Source organism: Paraburkholderia lebeckiae (assembly GCF_050436325.1).
Taxonomy (GTDB): Bacteria; Pseudomonadota; Gammaproteobacteria; order Burkholderiales; family Burkholderiaceae; genus Paraburkholderia; species Paraburkholderia tuberum.
Map to the genome: position 1 here is coordinate 323,868 of NZ_JBNDLZ010000002.1, position 15,706 is coordinate 339,573.

The window sequence follows — 15,706 nt, forward strand, 5'->3', positions numbered from 1 at the left end:
CATTGACACAATCCACTTTACCTATTAAGCGTAGTCTGACATACTGACTCCACTTTCCAACCCCCTCAAAGAGAGGATTCAGCAAATGCCGATCATCAACAGTCAAGTCAAACCGTTCAAAGCACAGGCTTTTCACAACGGCGATTTCCAGACCGTCACTGACGAAAGCCTGAAGGGCAAGTGGTCGGTTTTCGTGTTCTACCCGGCCGACTTCACATTCGTGTGCCCGACCGAACTCGGTGACCTGGCCGATCGTTATGAAGATTTCAAGAAGCTGGGCGTGGAAATCTACAGCGTGTCGACCGATACGCACTTCACGCACAAGGCCTGGCACGACACGTCGGATACGATCCGCAAGATCAAGTACCCGATGCTGGCTGACCCGACGCTCGCTATCTCGCGCAACTTCGACGTGCTGATCGAAGAAGAGGGCCTCGCGCTGCGTGGCACGTTCGTGATCAACCCGGAAGGCGAGATCAAGCTGTGCGAAATCCACGACAACGGCATCGGCCGTGACGCTGGCGAACTGCTGCGCAAGGTTCAGGCCGCTCAGTACATCGCAAAGCACCCGGGCGAAGTGTGCCCCGCCAAGTGGACGCCGGGCGCGGAAACGCTGACCCCGTCGCTCGACCTGATCGGCAAGATCTAAGGTCCGCGCAGCTCACGCTGCACCCGCAGTCTGCATCTGCCGGGATCTTCCCGTCGCTTCACCGCGCGAATCGCCTGATACGGCGCTTCGCGCGTCCCCGGGCCCAACACGTCCTATCCGGATGCGTGCGGCGCCGGGACACCCACACCCCTCGTCACGGAATCGCAACGCCATGCTTGACGCCAATCTCAAGACTCAACTGAAGTCGTACCTCGAAAAAGTTAGCAGGCCTATCGAGCTCGTCGCGTCGGTCGACGACAGCGCGAAGTCGCAGGAACTGCTGGCCCTGCTGAACGACATCGCAACCTTGTCAGAGCGCGTCACGTTGATCGAGCGTCGCGGCGACGACGAACGCAAGCCATCGTTCTCGATTGGCGAAGCGGGCAAGGAAACCGGCATCCGTTTCGCCGGCATTCCGATGGGGCATGAATTCACGTCGCTCGTCCTCGCACTGCTGCAGGTCGGCGGCCATCCGGTCAAACTCGACGATGCGGTGATCGAACAGATCCGCAGCCTCGACGGCGACTATCAATTCGAAACGTATTTCTCGCTGTCGTGCCAGAACTGCCCGGAAGTCGTGCAGGCGCTGAACGTGATGGCGTTGATCAATCCGCGCATCCGTCACGTCGCGATCGACGGCGCGCTGTTCCAGAACGAAGTCGACGCGCGCCAGATCATGGCGGTACCGACCATGTTCCTGAACGGCGAAACCTTCGGCCAGGGCCGCAGCGGCGTGAAGGAAATCCTCGCGAAGCTCGATACCAACGCCGGTGCGCGCGCCGCGAAGCAACTGGAGAATAAGCCGGTGTTCGACACGCTGATCGTCGGCGGCGGCCCGGCGGGCGCGGCGGCGGCGATCTACTCGGCGCGCAAGGGCATTGCGACCGGTGTCGTGGCCGAGCGTTTCGGTGGCCAGGTGCTCGATACGCTGGCGATCGAAAACTTCGTCTCCGTGACCGAAACCGAAGGACCGAAGTTCGCGACCGCGCTCGAACAGCACGTGAAGTCCTATGACGTCGACATCATGGACGTGCAGCGCGCCGAAGCGCTGATTCCGGGGCGCATCATCGAAGTACGTCTGGCCAACGGCGCGGTGCTGAAGGCGAAGACCATCATCCTCGCAACCGGTGCGCGCTGGCGCGAAATCAACGTGCCGGGCGAGCGCGAGTATCGCAATCATGGCGTCGCGTACTGCCCGCACTGCGATGGCCCGCTGTTCAAAGGCAAGCGCGTCGCGGTGATCGGCGGCGGCAACTCGGGCGTCGAGGCCGCGATCGACCTGGCGGGTCTCGTGCGCGAAGTGACGCTGCTCGAATTCGGCGCGACGCTGCGTGCCGACGAGGTGCTGCAACGCAAGCTGCGCAGCCTGCCGAACGTGACGGTCGTCACGCAGGCGCAGACCACGGAAATCACCGGCGACGGCAAGAAGGTCAACGGTCTGGTCTACAAGGACCTCGCTTCGGGCGAAGTGAAGACGGTCGAACTCGAAGGCGTGTTCGTGCAGATCGGTCTAGTGCCGAACACCGAATGGCTGAAGGGCACGGTCGAGCTGTCGAAGCATGGCGAGATCGTCGTCGATGCGCGCGGCGCGACGTCGGTGCCGGGCGTGTTCGCCGCCGGCGACGTGACCACGGTGCCGTTCAAGCAGATCGTGATCGCGGTGGGCGAGGGTGCGAAGGCATCGCTGTCCGCATTCGATCACCTGATCCGCAACAGCGAAGAAGTCGCGGCGGTCAGCGAAGCGGAAGCGGAAGCCGAAGCAGCGGTTTGATCCGGTAGATCAGAGACGCAAACGGCGGCCCGCGGGCCGCCGTTTCAGTTTGCGCATGCAACAAGGCCCGCATTCGTGCGGGCCTTTTTCGTTAAAGCACGGGAATCGGTATCACCGCCGGTCGAACGAATACTTGCCGGGGCCGGTCACGCACAACAGCAGCAACCCGCCGATGATGCCGATGTTCTTGTAGAAATGAATCATATTGTCGTACTGCATCGCGCCCGTCATGTTCCAGTAGTGATGGCCGATGATCGCGGTGCCGAGCGTATACACCGCAAGCAGCAGCGCCAGCGGTCGCGTGAAAAATCCCACTAACAGCGCGACGCCCACCACAAGCTCCATCACCACCGCGATAACAGCCGAGAACGCCGGCACGGGCGCGCCGGTCGACGTCATATAAGCGACGGTGCCTGCGAAGCCGGTCAACTTCGACCAGCCGAACATCACGAACAGCACCATCAGCAGGATTCGAGCGACGAGAACGACGACGTCTTTCTGGTTTTCAAACAGTGTGTAGCGCATGATTTTTCCCGATAGGGTAGAGCGATGAAGCTCGCTGGAAATCGTCGTCCAGCGAGCCGCGTTCAGGTTTGAGTCAATAGCAGCGCAAGCGGAGCGCTTATGCCCACAACGCCGAGGTTTCGATATTACGCAGGTCGAACACGAGCACTTCCGCTTCGCGGCCCTGCGTGAACGTCAGCGCTTCTTCACCCCGCACCCGCGCGCCGTCACCCTCGGCAAGCTCGACGCCATTCACCGTGACGCTGCCGCGCGCCACCTGAACATATGCATAGCGGTCCCTCGCGAGTTCGAGCCGTGCGGTTTCGTCGCCGTCGAACAGACCGGCATACACGCGCGCATCCTGTTGCAACTGCAGCGAACCGTTCGCACCGTCCGGCGACAGCACGAGCCGCAGCACACCGCGCTTGTCGGCCGCGCCGAAGTGCTGTTGCTGATAGCGCGGCTTCGTGCCTTGCTGGGCCGGCGCGATCCAGATCTGCAGGAAGTGCACCGGCTCGCTCTTCGAATGGTTGTATTCGCTGTGCGCCACACCGGTGCCCGCGCTCATCAACTGGACGTCGCCCGGCATGATCACCGAGCCCGTGCCCATTGTGTCCTTGTGTTCGAGCGCGCCTTCGAGCACGTACGAAAAGATCTCCATGTCGCGATGCGGATGCTTGCCGAAGCCCTGCGCCGGCGCCACACGGTCGTCGTTGATCACGAGCAGGTCGGAAAAGCCGTTCTGCTTCGGATCGTGATAGTTCGCGAACGAAAACGTATGACGCGAGCTGAGCCAGCCGTGTTCCGCGCGGCCACGTTGGTTGGCGTGTCTGATTTCGAGCATGCTCTTTCTCCTTGAGTTTTGTCGTGCGATCCGGGCCAGATGTTTGGCTGCGATCCATGAACGACAGTGTAGGTCAATCAGGATGGCTATAATCATGATAAAACCGGAAACACTGTCGCATTGGAGTGGACAATACGATGCAACTCGATGACATGCGCATCTTCGTCGCGACCGTCGACGCCCACAATTTCACCGCCGCGGCGAACCGGCTGTCGCTGTCGAAACAGTTCGTGAGCCGCCGTGTGATGGCGCTCGAGGAAGCGCTCGGTGTGCAACTGCTGATCCGCAACACGCGCAAGCTGGCGGTGACCGATCTGGGTCAGGAGTTCTACGAGCGCGCGAAGCGCATCCTCGGCGAGGTCGAGGACGCCGAGCAGGCCATGTCACTGCGCCGCGCCGGGCCGCGCGGGCTGCTACGCGTGAGCGCGCCGATGTCGTTCGGCATGATGCATCTGTCGCCGCTAGTGGCGGCGTTTCTGCGCGAGCATCGCGACGTGCGCTTCGATATGGAACTGAGCGACCGCGCCGTCGATGTGGTCGGCGAAGGCTTCGACATGGCGATCCGTATCGGCACGCTGGCGGATTCGTCGCTGATCGCGCAAAAGCTGATCGATGTGAAGATGGTCGCGTGCTGCAGCCCCGGTTATTTGCGTCGGCGTGGCAGCCCGGCCGTGCCTGGCGATCTCGCGAACCACGAATGTCTGCTGTACGGCCATGGCGGCGCGGTGAGCTGGGACTTCAGCGTCGAGGGCGTGGTGAAGAGCGTCGAGGTGCGGGGGCCGTTACGCGCCAATAACGGCGATCTGATTCGCGATGCGGCCGTCGCGGGACTTGGAATCGTTCGGCTACCGGATTTCATCGTCGCCGATGCGCTCGCAAGCGGACAACTCGTGCCCGTGCTCGAAGCGTTCCTGCCGTCGGCGACGGGCGTCTATGCCGTGTATCCGCAGCATCGGCAAAGCTCGGTCACGATCCGGGCGTTCGTCGAGTTTCTGCGCAAGCATCTGAGGAAGAAGCTCGCGACCGAACCGCGGACGCCCGTCGGCTAATCGCCTAAACCGCATCAACCGTCGCGGAAGATAAAGCTGTACGCGCTCAACGCCGGCACGCCGCCCAGGTGCGCATACAGCACGCGCGAGCCGGCTGGAAATTCGCCGTTACGCACCTTGTCGATCATGCCGTGCATCGACTTACCTTCGTACACCGGATCGGTCAGCATGCCTTCGAGCCGCGCGCACAGACGGATCGCCTCGAGCGTGCCGTCGTTCGGCAGACCGTATTCCGGGCCGCCGTAGCGCTCGTCGAGCACGATGTCCTTCGCGGTGATGTCGCGGCCCAGTTCGACGCTCTCGGCGGTCCGCTTCGCGATGCGCATGATCTGCTCGCGTGTCTGCGCCGGTTTCGCCGATGCGTCGATGCCGATCACCCGATCGGCGCGGCCGTCGGCGGCGAAACCGACGACCATGCCAGCCTGCGTGCTGCCCGTCACCGAGCACACGACGATGTAGTCGAACCTGAAGCCTAGTTCGGCTTCCTGCTGACGCACCTCTTCGGCAAAGCCGACGAAGCCGAGGCCGCCGAGCGGATGGTCCGAGCAGCCGGCCGGAATCGCGTACGGCTTGCCGCCGGCCGCGCGCACGCTGTCGAGCGCGTCTTCCCAGCTCTTGCGAAAGCCGATGTCGAAGCCGTCCGGCACGAGCCGCACGTCGGCGCCCATCATGCGCGACATCTGGATGTTGCCGACGCGGTCATACACCGCATCCGAGTAGTTGACCCAGTTCTCCTGCACGAGCACGCACTTCAGGCCCAGATGCGCGGCAACCGCCGCGACCTGGCGCGTCTGGTTCGACTGGATGCCGCCGATCGACACGAGCGTGTCGCAGCCCTGCGCGAGCGCGTCGGGGATCAGATACTCGAGCTTGCGGGTCTTGTTGCCGCCGAACGCGAGGCCGCTATTGCAGTCCTCGCGCTTGGCATACAGCTCGACCTTGCCGCCGAGATGTTCGCTCAGACGCTTGAGCGGTTGAATTGGCGTCGGTCCGAAGGTGAGCGGGTAGCGGGGGAATCGTTGCAGGTTCATCGCGGCTCCGTGGTGGGGTGATTTCCATGAGTTCATGTTAGGAAAAACCGCCAGAAATGAGCTTGCGAAAAAAATCTCCTGGACGTATTTTTCGAAATCAAAGAATGTCCGCTTCCTAACAAAACTTCGCACACATGGTCATGAGCGCAACGAAAGTTCGTGCTGGAGCGCCACCTTCGGGCATCGGCGCGATTCACCACCCGCTCGATCGCATCGATCGCGCGATCCTGCGGCAGTTGCAAACCGACGCGTCGATTTCGAACGTGGCGCTCGCCGCGAAAGTGAAGCTGAGCGCGCCGGCGTGTTTGCGGCGCGTCGAACGCTTGAAGGAATCGGGGCTGATTCGCGGCGTGGTCGCGCTGCTCGATCCAAAGGCGGCCGGCGCGGGCATGCTCGTGATCATCGGCGTGGTTCTGGATCGCTCGACGCCCGAGTCGTTCGCCGAGTTCGAGAAGGCCGCGCAGAAGGTGGCCGGCTGCATGGAGTGCCACGTGGTGACCGGCGAGTTCGACTATTTCATGGTGATCCGCACGCGCGACAGCGACAGCTTCAATCGACTGCACGCCGAGCAGTTGCTGTATCTGCCGGGCGTACGGCAGATTCGCTCATTCATGGTGCTGAAGGAAATCCTGTCGACCACGAAATTTCCGCTGTGAGCCGCGCGGCCGCGCCGCCGGCCGCGAAAGCGCGCATGCTGTCATAAATGCCGAGCCCGCGCGACCAAGCTTCGGCGCACCCGCATGCGGCCGTGGCAGCACCGTGCCAACGCGGGCGGGCGCCGGCACTTTTCCGGAGCGACCATCATGACTCGCAACAGACCGCAATTCCTTACATCGTTCGGCGGCATCTCGAAACGCTCACGCGCGGCCGCGTTGTCGTTGCTGCTAGGCGCGGCCGCGCTTGCATTGCCGCTCGCGCAGCGCGTCGCGTTCGCGGCGGAGAACGCGGTCGTGATCGCGCCCCCCGCGCTCGACGAACCGATCCCGGCCAGCACCGCGCACGAGGAAACCGCGGTGTTCGCGGGTGGCTGTTTCTGGGGCGTCCAGGGGGTGTTCCAGCATGTGCGCGGTGTCACGCGGGCGGTGTCCGGCTACTCGGGCGGCTCACGCGACTCCGCGCAGTACGAGACCGTCAGCGGCGGCGAGACGGGGCACGCCGAATCGGTGCAGGTCACGTTCGATCCTGGCAAGGTCACCTACGGCCAGTTGCTGCAGGTGTATTTCTCGGTGGTTCAGGACCCGACCGAGCTGAATCGTCAGGGGCCCGACAGCGGCACGCAATACCGCTCCGCGATCTTTCCACTGAACGACGCGCAACGGCATGTCGCGCAAAGCTACATTGCGCAGCTCGACAAGTCGCACGTGTTCCCCGCGCCGATCGTCACGAAGACGGAGCCGTACAAGGGCTTCTATCCGGCAGAGTCGTATCACCAGAACTATTTGACGTTGCATCCCGATTCGGCCTACATCGTGTTCAATGACATGCCGAAAATCGCCAACCTGAAACGCTTGTTCCCGAACCTGTATCGCGACAAGCCGGTGCTCGTCGAAGCAGGGCAATAACCCCCCGAACGGCGGCGCCAGCGGCGCCGCCACAGCGCCGGACCGTCTTCGGATTACGCCTTGGGTCGCGCTCGTCATCAATCTTCCACAGAGTTGGCGCATATCTTGCGAAGCAATGTGCCGTTGGCCATTGTCCGCGTCACCGCGGCGCGCAAGGACTATGCGCAGTGGCCACCACGCTAGCGCGTGGGTCATGCGCCGCGCCTCGTGCACATCGCGCTGCCCGCTTCATCGATTGGAAAAATTACACGCCGTAAGTAACAGCGCGGCGGTCGTCCGCGTTTTTGGGTCCGCGCTGGACCCGGGCGAAAACCTAACCTCATCGCGACGAGCGAAATTGGAGGCTTCCGGTGGTGAACAGCCGTAGAAAGCAGCGGGGCGCCATGCCTCGCCATAAACAAACCGGCATCGCGGCGAGCTCGCTCGTCGCCGCGACCTTGGGTGCGATGGCCTGCGTGCCGGGTGTGGTCTTCGCGCAGACGCCGTCGCCGCTCGGCGAATGGCAATATTCGGTGGGCATTCCGCTGCAGAAGATGTGGCAGCCGAACATTCCCGACTGGCAACTGCGCTTCGGCGTGGCCACATCGTTCCAGCCGCGCTTCGAAGGATCGGACCGCTATCACCTGGTGACCGGCCCGAGCATCGACGTGCGCTACAAGGATCTGTTCTTTCTGTCGAGCGGCGAAGGCTTCGGCGTGAATTTCGCGCAGGGCGAGAACTGGCGCATGAGTCTCGCCGCGGTCTACGACCTCGGGCGACGCGGCCAGGACGATCCGCAGGAACTCAACGGGCTCGGCAACATCAACCCGGCGCCCGGTCTGAAGCTTTCGGGCGAGTACGTCGTGTCGAAGGATTTTCCGCTCGTCCTGCGCGCCGATATCCGCCGCTATTTCGGCGGATCGAACGGCTGGATCGGCGATCTCGGCGCCTATATGCCGATGCCCGGCAGCACCAAGCAGTTCTTCTGGTTCGCCGGCCCGAACGTGGTGCTCGCGGACTCCAATTACATGAATAGCTGGTTCGGCGTCAATCAGGAACAGGCCGCGCACTCGCAGTATCCGCAGTATCACGCGAGCGCGGGCTTCAAGTCGGTGGGTTTCGGCGTCAGCGCGATCTGGCTGTTCAGCAAGCACTGGTTCGCGACCGCCGACGGCGCGTTCGAGCAACTCGTCGGCAGCGCGGGCAACAGTCCGATCACGCGCAGCCGCGCGAACGGCGTCGCCGACGTATCGATCAACTACCGGTTCTGACGCACCGCCGCGTCGCAGCCACTGCGCCGTGACTTCGTGGGTATAGCCCTTGCTGACTCCGTGATCGTGCGCCGCGACGCCTCCGTCGCCGCGCGCCCGAACAGAAGGAGTGATCCCCATGGCAGGTAAAGCGAACACCCAGAAGCCCGCGGCCCAGGCAAACGGGGCAGCGCAGTCGAACGACGCGAAATCGAACGATCTCGAACGCAATCGCGTGAAGCCGCAAGGCGAGGCCCTGAGGACCAATCAGGGCGTCAAGATCGCCGACAACCAGAACACGCTGCGAGCGGGACCGCGCGGTCCATCGCTGCTCGAAGATTTCATCATGCGTGAAAAGATCACGCACTTCGACCACGAGCGCATTCCCGAACGGATCGTGCACGCGCGTGGCTCGGCCGCGCATGGTGTCTTCAAGGTCTACGAATCGATGCGCGAGTACACCAAGGCCGCGTTTTTGCAGGACCCGGCCGCCGAAACGCCGGTCTATGTGCGTTTCTCGACCGTGCAAGGTCCGCGCGGCTCCGCCGACACCGTGCGCGACGTGCGCGGCTTCGCGACGAAGTTCTACACGCAGGAAGGCAATTTCGATCTGGTCGGCAACAACATGCCGGTGTTCTTCATTCAGGACGCGATCAAGTTTCCTGACTTCGTGCACGCGGTGAAACCGGAAGCACCGAACGAAATGCCGACCGGCGGGTCCGCGCACGACACGTTCTGGGACTTCGTCTCGCTCGTGCCCGAATCGGCGCACATGGTGCTGTGGACGATGTCGGACCGCGCGATTCCGCGCAGCTTTCGGACGATGGAAGGCTTCGGCGTTCACACGTTCCGCTTCGTCAATGCGCAGGGCAAAGCTCGTTTCGTCAAGTTCCACTGGCGTCCCGTGCTCGGCTCGTATTCGCTGCTGTGGGACGAAGCGCAGAAGCTCGCGGGCAAGGACCCGGATTTTCACCGGCGCGACCTATGGGAAGCGATCGAGCGCGGCGATTATCCGGAGTACGAACTGGGCGTGCAGATCGTCGAGGAAGCCGACGAGCACAAGTTCGATTTCGACCTGCTCGATCCGACCAAGCTGATGCCGGAAGAGCTGGTGCCGGTGAAAATCATCGGCAAGATGACGCTCAATCGCAATCCGGACAACTTCTTCGCCGAGACCGAACAGGCCGCGTTCCATCCGGGGCATATCGTGCCGGGCATCGATTTCACCAACGATCCGTTGCTGCAGGGGCGTTTGTTCTCGTACACGGACACTCAGATCAGCCGCCTCGGTGGCCCGAACTTTCACGAGATTCCGATCAACCGGCCGGTCTGTCCATCCGTCAACAATCAGCGCGATGCGATGCATCGGCAGGCGATCCATGTCGGCCAGGCGTCGTACGAGCCGAACTCGCTGAACGAGGGCTGGCCGAAGGAAACCGATCCAGCCGCCGAAGATGGCGGCTTCGACAGCTATCAGGAACGCGTCGAGAGCACGAAGATTCGGGTGCGCAGCGACTCGTTTGCCGATCATTTCTCGCAGGCCGCGTTGTTCTACAACAGCATGTCGCAGCCGGAAAAAGACCATATCGCGGCGGCCTATCAGTTCGAGCTCGGCAAGGTGACTAAGCCCGAAATTCGCGCGCGCCAGGTCAACGAGATTCTCGCGAACTTCGACGCCGATCTCGCCGCGAAGGTCGCCGAAGGACTCGGCTTGCCGGCGCCGAAACAGGGCACGGCGAAACTCGTCGGGCCGAAGACGTCGCCGGCGTTGAGTCTGCTCAATCGCGTGAAGCCCGGCATCAAGACTCGCAAGATCGCGCTGCTCGCCGCACCCGGCTCCGATGGCGCGGCGATCAAACAGTTGCAGCAGGCGCTCACGGGCGAAGGCGCGACGCCGATGCTGATCGCGCCGACGCTCGCCGAGATCGATGGCCTCGCGCCCGACGCGACGATCGCCGGGCTGCCATCGGTGATGTTCGACGCGGTGATCGTCGTCGGCGGCGAGAAGGGGGCGAAGGCACTGTCGCAATCGGGCGATGCGCGGCACTTCGTGCTCGAAGCGTTCAAGCATCTGAAGGCGATCGCGGCGCTCGGCGCGGGGCGCGACCTGCTCGCGGCCGCGCAGTTGCCCGCGCAGCCGGACGGCGTCGCGACCGGCGAGGACTCGCAGTCCGCCGACGTGTTGAAGGCGTTCATCAAGGCCGCCGGACAGCATCGCGTGTGGTCGCGCGCGGCGCAGGCGGAATCGGTGCCGGCCTGAGCGGGCCGAGCCGGTTGCGCTGACGCGCTGCCGCGTTAGCCGCTGAACGGTGCTGAGCGTAGCTGAAACGCGGCGCGTCGATGCGCGTCGATACAGGAATCTGGCCGGTGTTAGCCGGCCGGATTCTTTTTGCATTCCGCGTCGCGCTCGACGAATCGTGCGAAGGGAGCCGCGCCGTGCCCAGCAGGGCTCAACGAGCGCACTCCCGTTACGAGATGCGGGTGGTCCTTGTATGATGACAGCGGTCGCATCGCGGCACTCAACACCGTGCGCAGACCCGAAAAACGTTCCGCATCGACCCGATTCGCCATGCCACTTACAGAAAAAATGACCGCATCGCAGGCCGTCGATCAACTCCGTTTCCGCCGCATCCTTCGCCGCAATATCGCGCTGCCTCTGGGCGTCGGCCTCGTCACGATGGCGCTGTTCGTCGGCTTGATCGCGTATCTCGTGTCGACGATGACCTGGGCCGAGCACTCCGAGCGCGTGATCGGCGACGCCAACGAAATGCTGCGGCTCGCGGTGGATCGCCAATCGTCGATGCGCGGCTTTCTGATCACCGGTAACGAGACTTTCCTCGCGCCGTATGAAAACGGCGGCCCGAAATTCAAGGCACAGCTCGAAGCGTTGAAAAAGCAGGTCGCCGACAACCCGCCGCAAATCGAGCGGCTCAAGCAGATCGAGGCCTTGCAGGAGCGTTGGAGCCGCTTCGCCGAACAGATCATCGACGCGCGCCGCCGCAACCAGGACTATGAGAGCGCGATCGCAGCGGGGCGCGGCAAGCTCGAATTCGACGAAACGCGCCGCGAATTCGGCGATTTTCTCGACGTCGAATTGCGCTTGCGCCAGCAGCGCATCGAAGCGACGCGCAACGTGACGGCGACGCTGCTCGGCGTGTTCCTGCTGTTCAGCCTCGTCGTCAGCGGGCTGCTAGCGTGGCGAGGCCGTCGCGAACTGCTGGACCTGTCCGGGACCTACGACGACGTGCTGCGCCGCCAGGGCGAACAGACCGCGCTGCTCGAGCAGCAGGTCTGGTTGCGCTCGGGCCAGCGCCTGCTCGCGGACAAGGTCGTCGGCCAGACGAGCGCGCCGCTCGTCGGCCGCGCGATGCTCGAGTTTCTCGCCCAATATCTCGATGCGGTCGTCGCCGCGCTGTACGTGCGCGACAGGCAGAGCGGCACGCTGCGCCGCATCGCCGCGTACGGATATAGCCGTGACAGTGAGCAGACGGCCGCTCTGAGTTTCGAGGAGGGTGAAACGCTGGTCGGCCAGGCCGCGCGCTCGCGCCGCACGCTGGTGCTGCGCGACGTGCCGGCCGATTACGTGCGGGTCGTGTCGGCGACGGGCAGCGGCGCGCCGCGCAATCTCCTGATCCTGCCGATCGACAACGATGGCCAGGTCAACGGCGTCGTCGAAATGGGCTTCCTGCGCGAGGTGACGCCGCGCGACGAAGAGTTCATGGAGCTGATCCGCCACAGCATGGGCGATTTTCTCGAGGCGGCGCTGTATCGCGAACGCCTGCAGGATGCGCTCGCCGAGACGCAGCAGTTGAACGAGGAGTTGCAGGTCCAGCAGGAGGAGTTGCGGGTCTCCAACGAAGGGCTCGAGGAACGCGGCCGCGCGCTGTTGGAATCGCAACGGCGCCTCGAAGCGCAGCAGGCCGAGCTCGAACAGACCAACGTGCAACTCGAGGAATACGCGCACCGGCTGGAGCGGCAGAAATCGGATCTGCTGCGCGCGCAGAACGATCTGGCGGCCAACGCGGAGCGCCTCGAACAGTCGAGCCGCTACAAGTCCGAGTTCCTCGCGAACATGTCGCACGAATTGCGCACGCCGCTGAACAGCTCGCTGATTCTAGCGAAGCTGCTGCAGCAGAATCGCAGCGGCAATCTGACCGACGAGCAGGTGCGCTACGCGGAAACGATCTACGCGTCGAACAGCGATCTGCTCGTGCTGATCAACGAGATTCTCGACCTGTCTAAGGTCGAGGCGGGTCAACTGACGGTCGAGCCCGAAACGGTGTCGATCGAGGCGACGCTGCAATCGCTCGAAGAAATGGTTCGTCCGATCGCGGCGACCAAGCACTTGCGTCTCGCCTTCGACAAGTTGCCGGGCACGCCCGATACGTTCGTCACCGATGGCCAGCGGCTCACGCAGATCCTGCGCAACCTGCTGTCGAACGCGGTGAAGTTCACCGAGCGCGGCGAGGTCACGCTCGAGGTCGTCAAGGTCGAGGACAACGTGCTGCGCTTCGACGTGCGCGATTCGGGCATCGGTATTCCGGCCGACAAGCTCGACATGATCTTCGAGGCGTTCCAGCAGGCCGATGGCTCGACGAGCCGTCAATATGGGGGCAGCGGCCTCGGGCTGTCGATTTCGCGCGAGTTCTCGCGGTTGCTGGGCGGGCGCATCACGGTGGCGAGCGAAGTCGGCAAGGGCAGCGTGTTTTCGCTGTGGCTGCCGCTCGATGCGCGCGAGGCGCGCGTGAGCACGGACGGCGCGGACGGCGCGATGACGAGCGTCGCCGCGCCGAACGCGCTGAACGCGGGCATGGGCGCGCAGGCGACGGCGGAAGCGCCGTTGCTGCGCCCGCCGCTCGACGCCGCGCCCGCCGCGGTGATCTCGCCAGCGAATGGTCTGGCAAGCTGGGCGCCGCCCACCGCGTCGCGCGAAGCCTTGCTGCCCGGCACCGCCGAGCCCGCCGCCGCGTCGATAGCCGACGATCGCGACAATCGCACCCGCGCGGGCCGTCTGATCGTCGCGGTCGAAGACGATCCGCCGTTCGCTGCGATTCTGCGCGATCTCGTGCACGAACTCGACTTCGACTTCGTGCACGCGAGCGATGCCGCGAGCGGCCTCGCGCTGGTGCGCGACATGCGGCCGGCCGCGGTGCTGCTCGACGTCGGTCTGCCGGACCGCTCGGGCCTCACGGTGCTCGAATGGCTGAAGAACGACCCGCTGACTCGCCACATTCCGATCCATATCGTGTCGGCCACCGATCACGCCGACAAGGCGCTGCACCTCGGCGCGATTGGCTACACGCTGAAGCCGACCGCGCGCTCGACGATGGAGGCCGCGATCCGCCGCCTCGAAGCGCGGCTGCAACAGCGCCTGAAGCGCGTGCTGGTGATCGAGGACGACGCGCCGATGCGCGAAAGCATCCGCGCGCTGCTGCAAAGCGAGAACACCGGGATCGTCGCGGTCGCGACGCTCGCCGAGGCGTTCGAGCAACTGTCGGCGCTGACGTTCGACTGCGTCGTCACCGATCTCGCGCTGCCGGACGGCACCGGCTACGATCTGCTCGAACGGCTCGCCGCGAACAGCGCGCATGCATCGCTGCCGGTGATCGTCTACACGGGCCGCATGCTGTCCGACGAAGAGGAGCACCGGCTGCGCCGCTACTCGAAGTCGATCATCATCAAGGGCGCAAAATCGCCGGAGCGTCTGCTCGATGAAGTCACGCTGTTTCTGCATAGCGTCGAGTCGTCGCTCGCGCCGGAGCAGCAGCGCATGCTGCGCACCGTGCGGCAACGCGACAATGCGTTCGAGGGCCGCACGATCCTGCTCGCCGAAGACGACGTGCGCAACATCTTCGCGCTGTCGCACGTGCTGGAGCCGCTCGGCGCGAAACTGCTGATCGCGCGCAACGGCCGCGAGGCGCTCGACGAACTGCAGAACGGGCCGGAAGTGCATCTGGTGCTGATGGACATCATGATGCCCGAGATGGACGGTCTGACCGCGATGGGCGAGATTCGCCGCAATCCGCGCTTCGCGCATCTGCCGATCATCGCGCTGACCGCGAAGGCGATGGCGAACGATCGCACGCGCTGCCTCGAAGCGGGTGCCGACGACTACGTGTCGAAACCGATCGACGTCGACAAGCTCGTCGCGCTGTGCCGCGTGTGGCTGCGCCAGCGCTGACGGCGCGAGCGTTGGCACGGAAGCGAGAAACGCGATGAAACCGTCCGCATCTGACGTACCGCACCGCATCAGCGATTTCGACATCGAGCTGCGGCTGCTGCTCGAGGCGATCTATCTGAAGTATCAGCACGACTTTCGCCACTACGCGATGTCGTCGCTGCGCCGCCGCCTCACGCAGGCGCTCGATGAATTCAACGTGGAGACGCTGTCGCAATTGCAGGACCGCATCATGCGCGACGGCTACGAGTTTTCGCGGCTGTTCCGCTACCTGACCGTGCAGGTCAGCGACATGTTTCGCGATCCGTCGTATTTCCTCGCGCTGCGCGAGCACGTGCTGCCGCGTTTGCGCACCTATCCGTCGATCAAGGTGTGGGTCGCCGGATGCGGCACCGGCGAGGAGCTCTGGTCGCTGAAGATCCTGTTCGACGAGGAGGGTCTCACCGAGCGCACGCTGTTCTACGCGACCGACATCAACCCCGACGCGCTCGCGCGCGCGGAGGCGGGCATCTACGCGCTCGAACGCATCCAGGGCTTCACGCAGAACTATCTGGCGGCGGGCGGCACGCGTTCGCTGTCGGACTACTATCATGCAGCGTATGGCGGCGCGCGCTTTGCCGGCTCGCTGAAAGAGCGCGTGGTGTTCGCCGATCACAGCCTGTCCACCGACGAAGTGTTCCTCGAAGCGCATCTGGTGTCGTGCCGCAACGTGCTGATCTATTTCGATCGCGGCTTGCAGGATCGCGCGTTGGGGCTGTTCGAGAACGCACTGGTGCGGCGCGGCTTTCTCGGCCTGGGCAGCAAGGAAACCCTGCGGTTTTCACATCACTATCCGGCGTTCGACGAGTTTCGCCCGGCCGAACGCATTTATCAGAAGCGTTAGCGAGGT

Annotated in this window: 12 protein-coding genes; 9 read left to right on the forward strand and 3 right to left on the reverse strand. The window is 63.8% G+C overall.

From position 1 onward, the window contains the following. Window positions 1-85 precede the first annotated feature (85 nt). Window positions 86-649 (forward strand): alkyl hydroperoxide reductase subunit C, encoded by a 564-nt coding sequence (gene ahpC, locus OKW44_RS04485; RefSeq protein ID WP_018425256.1) that lies wholly within the window; start codon window positions 86-88, stop codon window positions 647-649. A gap of 172 nt (window positions 650-821) precedes the next feature. Further along, window positions 822-2,420, forward strand: coding sequence for an alkyl hydroperoxide reductase subunit F (gene ahpF, locus OKW44_RS04490; protein WP_018425255.1), 1,599 nt, complete (start codon window positions 822-824; stop codon window positions 2,418-2,420). A 111-nt stretch (window positions 2,421-2,531) separates the two neighbouring features. Here ahpF and OKW44_RS04495 read toward each other — a convergent pair whose 3' ends face one another. Together OKW44_RS04495 and OKW44_RS04500 are read right to left on the reverse strand one after the other, a co-directional pair. Further along, on the reverse strand, window positions 2,532-2,945 hold the full coding sequence (locus OKW44_RS04495) for a DoxX family protein (protein WP_018425254.1): 414 nt from the start codon (window positions 2,943-2,945) through the stop codon (window positions 2,532-2,534). Window positions 2,946-3,042: 97 nt separating this feature from the next. Further along, complete coding sequence (locus OKW44_RS04500; protein WP_018425253.1) at window positions 3,043-3,768, reverse strand: pirin family protein; 726 nt, start codon at window positions 3,766-3,768, stop codon at window positions 3,043-3,045. 137 nt (window positions 3,769-3,905) lie between these two features. On the opposite strand from OKW44_RS04500, the gene OKW44_RS04505 reads away from it, so the two are divergent. Then, on the forward strand, window positions 3,906-4,817 hold the full coding sequence (locus OKW44_RS04505; protein ID WP_026226669.1) for a LysR family transcriptional regulator: 912 nt from the start codon (window positions 3,906-3,908) through the stop codon (window positions 4,815-4,817). A gap of 14 nt (window positions 4,818-4,831) precedes the next feature. Here the strand turns inward: OKW44_RS04505 and OKW44_RS04510 are convergent, their stop codons facing one another. Next, the gene (locus tag OKW44_RS04510; protein ID WP_018425251.1) at window positions 4,832-5,848 is read right to left on the reverse strand and encodes a 1-aminocyclopropane-1-carboxylate deaminase; all 1,017 of its coding nucleotides are present in this window, start codon (window positions 5,846-5,848) and stop codon (window positions 4,832-4,834) included. 140 nt (window positions 5,849-5,988) lie between these two features. Here OKW44_RS04510 and OKW44_RS04515 point away from each other — a divergent pair, with 140 nt between their 5' ends. The 6 genes from OKW44_RS04515 (at window position 5,989) to OKW44_RS04540 (ending at window position 15,700) form a co-directional block, all read left to right on the forward strand. Beyond that, window positions 5,989-6,504, forward strand: a complete 516-nt coding sequence (locus OKW44_RS04515) for an Lrp/AsnC family transcriptional regulator (RefSeq protein WP_026226668.1) — start codon at window positions 5,989-5,991, stop codon at window positions 6,502-6,504. A gap of 147 nt (window positions 6,505-6,651) precedes the next feature. Then, window positions 6,652-7,410, forward strand: a complete 759-nt coding sequence (gene msrA / locus OKW44_RS04520) for a peptide-methionine (S)-S-oxide reductase MsrA (protein WP_018425249.1) — start codon at window positions 6,652-6,654, stop codon at window positions 7,408-7,410. A 350-nt stretch (window positions 7,411-7,760) separates the two neighbouring features. Beyond that, on the forward strand, window positions 7,761-8,660 hold the full coding sequence (locus OKW44_RS04525) for a MipA/OmpV family protein (RefSeq protein ID WP_018425248.1): 900 nt from the start codon (window positions 7,761-7,763) through the stop codon (window positions 8,658-8,660). A 118-nt stretch (window positions 8,661-8,778) separates the two neighbouring features. Beyond that, window positions 8,779-10,899, forward strand: a complete 2,121-nt coding sequence (gene katE, locus OKW44_RS04530; protein WP_018425247.1) for a catalase HPII — start codon at window positions 8,779-8,781, stop codon at window positions 10,897-10,899. A 327-nt stretch (window positions 10,900-11,226) separates the two neighbouring features. After that, window positions 11,227-14,820, forward strand: coding sequence for a response regulator (locus OKW44_RS04535; RefSeq protein ID WP_018425245.1), 3,594 nt, complete (start codon window positions 11,227-11,229; stop codon window positions 14,818-14,820). A gap of 34 nt (window positions 14,821-14,854) precedes the next feature. After that, window positions 14,855-15,700: a CheR family methyltransferase gene (locus OKW44_RS04540; protein ID WP_018425244.1), complete on the forward strand. Its 846-nt coding sequence runs from the start codon at window positions 14,855-14,857 to the stop codon at window positions 15,698-15,700. Window positions 15,701-15,706 lie beyond the last annotated feature (6 nt).

Excerpts from the sequence above, each read along its gene's own strand:
- ahpC (WP_018425256.1), top strand. The coding sequence starts at position 86 with ATGCCGATCATCAACAGTCAAGTCAAACCGTTCAAAGCACAGGCTTTT.
- ahpF (WP_018425255.1), top strand. The coding sequence starts at position 822 with ATGCTTGACGCCAATCTCAAGACTCAACTGAAGTCGTACCTCGAAAAA.
- OKW44_RS04495 (WP_018425254.1), bottom strand. The coding sequence starts at position 2,945 with ATGCGCTACACACTGTTTGAAAACCAGAAAGACGTCGTCGTTCTCGTC.
- OKW44_RS04500 (WP_018425253.1), bottom strand. The coding sequence starts at position 3,768 with ATGCTCGAAATCAGACACGCCAACCAACGTGGCCGCGCGGAACACGGC.
- OKW44_RS04505 (WP_026226669.1), top strand. The coding sequence starts at position 3,906 with ATGCAACTCGATGACATGCGCATCTTCGTCGCGACCGTCGACGCCCAC.
- OKW44_RS04510 (WP_018425251.1), bottom strand. The coding sequence starts at position 5,848 with ATGAACCTGCAACGATTCCCCCGCTACCCGCTCACCTTCGGACCGACG.
- OKW44_RS04515 (WP_026226668.1), top strand. The coding sequence starts at position 5,989 with ATGAGCGCAACGAAAGTTCGTGCTGGAGCGCCACCTTCGGGCATCGGC.
- msrA (WP_018425249.1), top strand. The coding sequence starts at position 6,652 with ATGACTCGCAACAGACCGCAATTCCTTACATCGTTCGGCGGCATCTCG.
- katE (WP_018425247.1), top strand. The coding sequence starts at position 8,779 with ATGGCAGGTAAAGCGAACACCCAGAAGCCCGCGGCCCAGGCAAACGGG.
- OKW44_RS04535 (WP_018425245.1), top strand. The coding sequence starts at position 11,227 with ATGACCGCATCGCAGGCCGTCGATCAACTCCGTTTCCGCCGCATCCTT.
- OKW44_RS04540 (WP_018425244.1), top strand. The coding sequence starts at position 14,855 with ATGAAACCGTCCGCATCTGACGTACCGCACCGCATCAGCGATTTCGAC.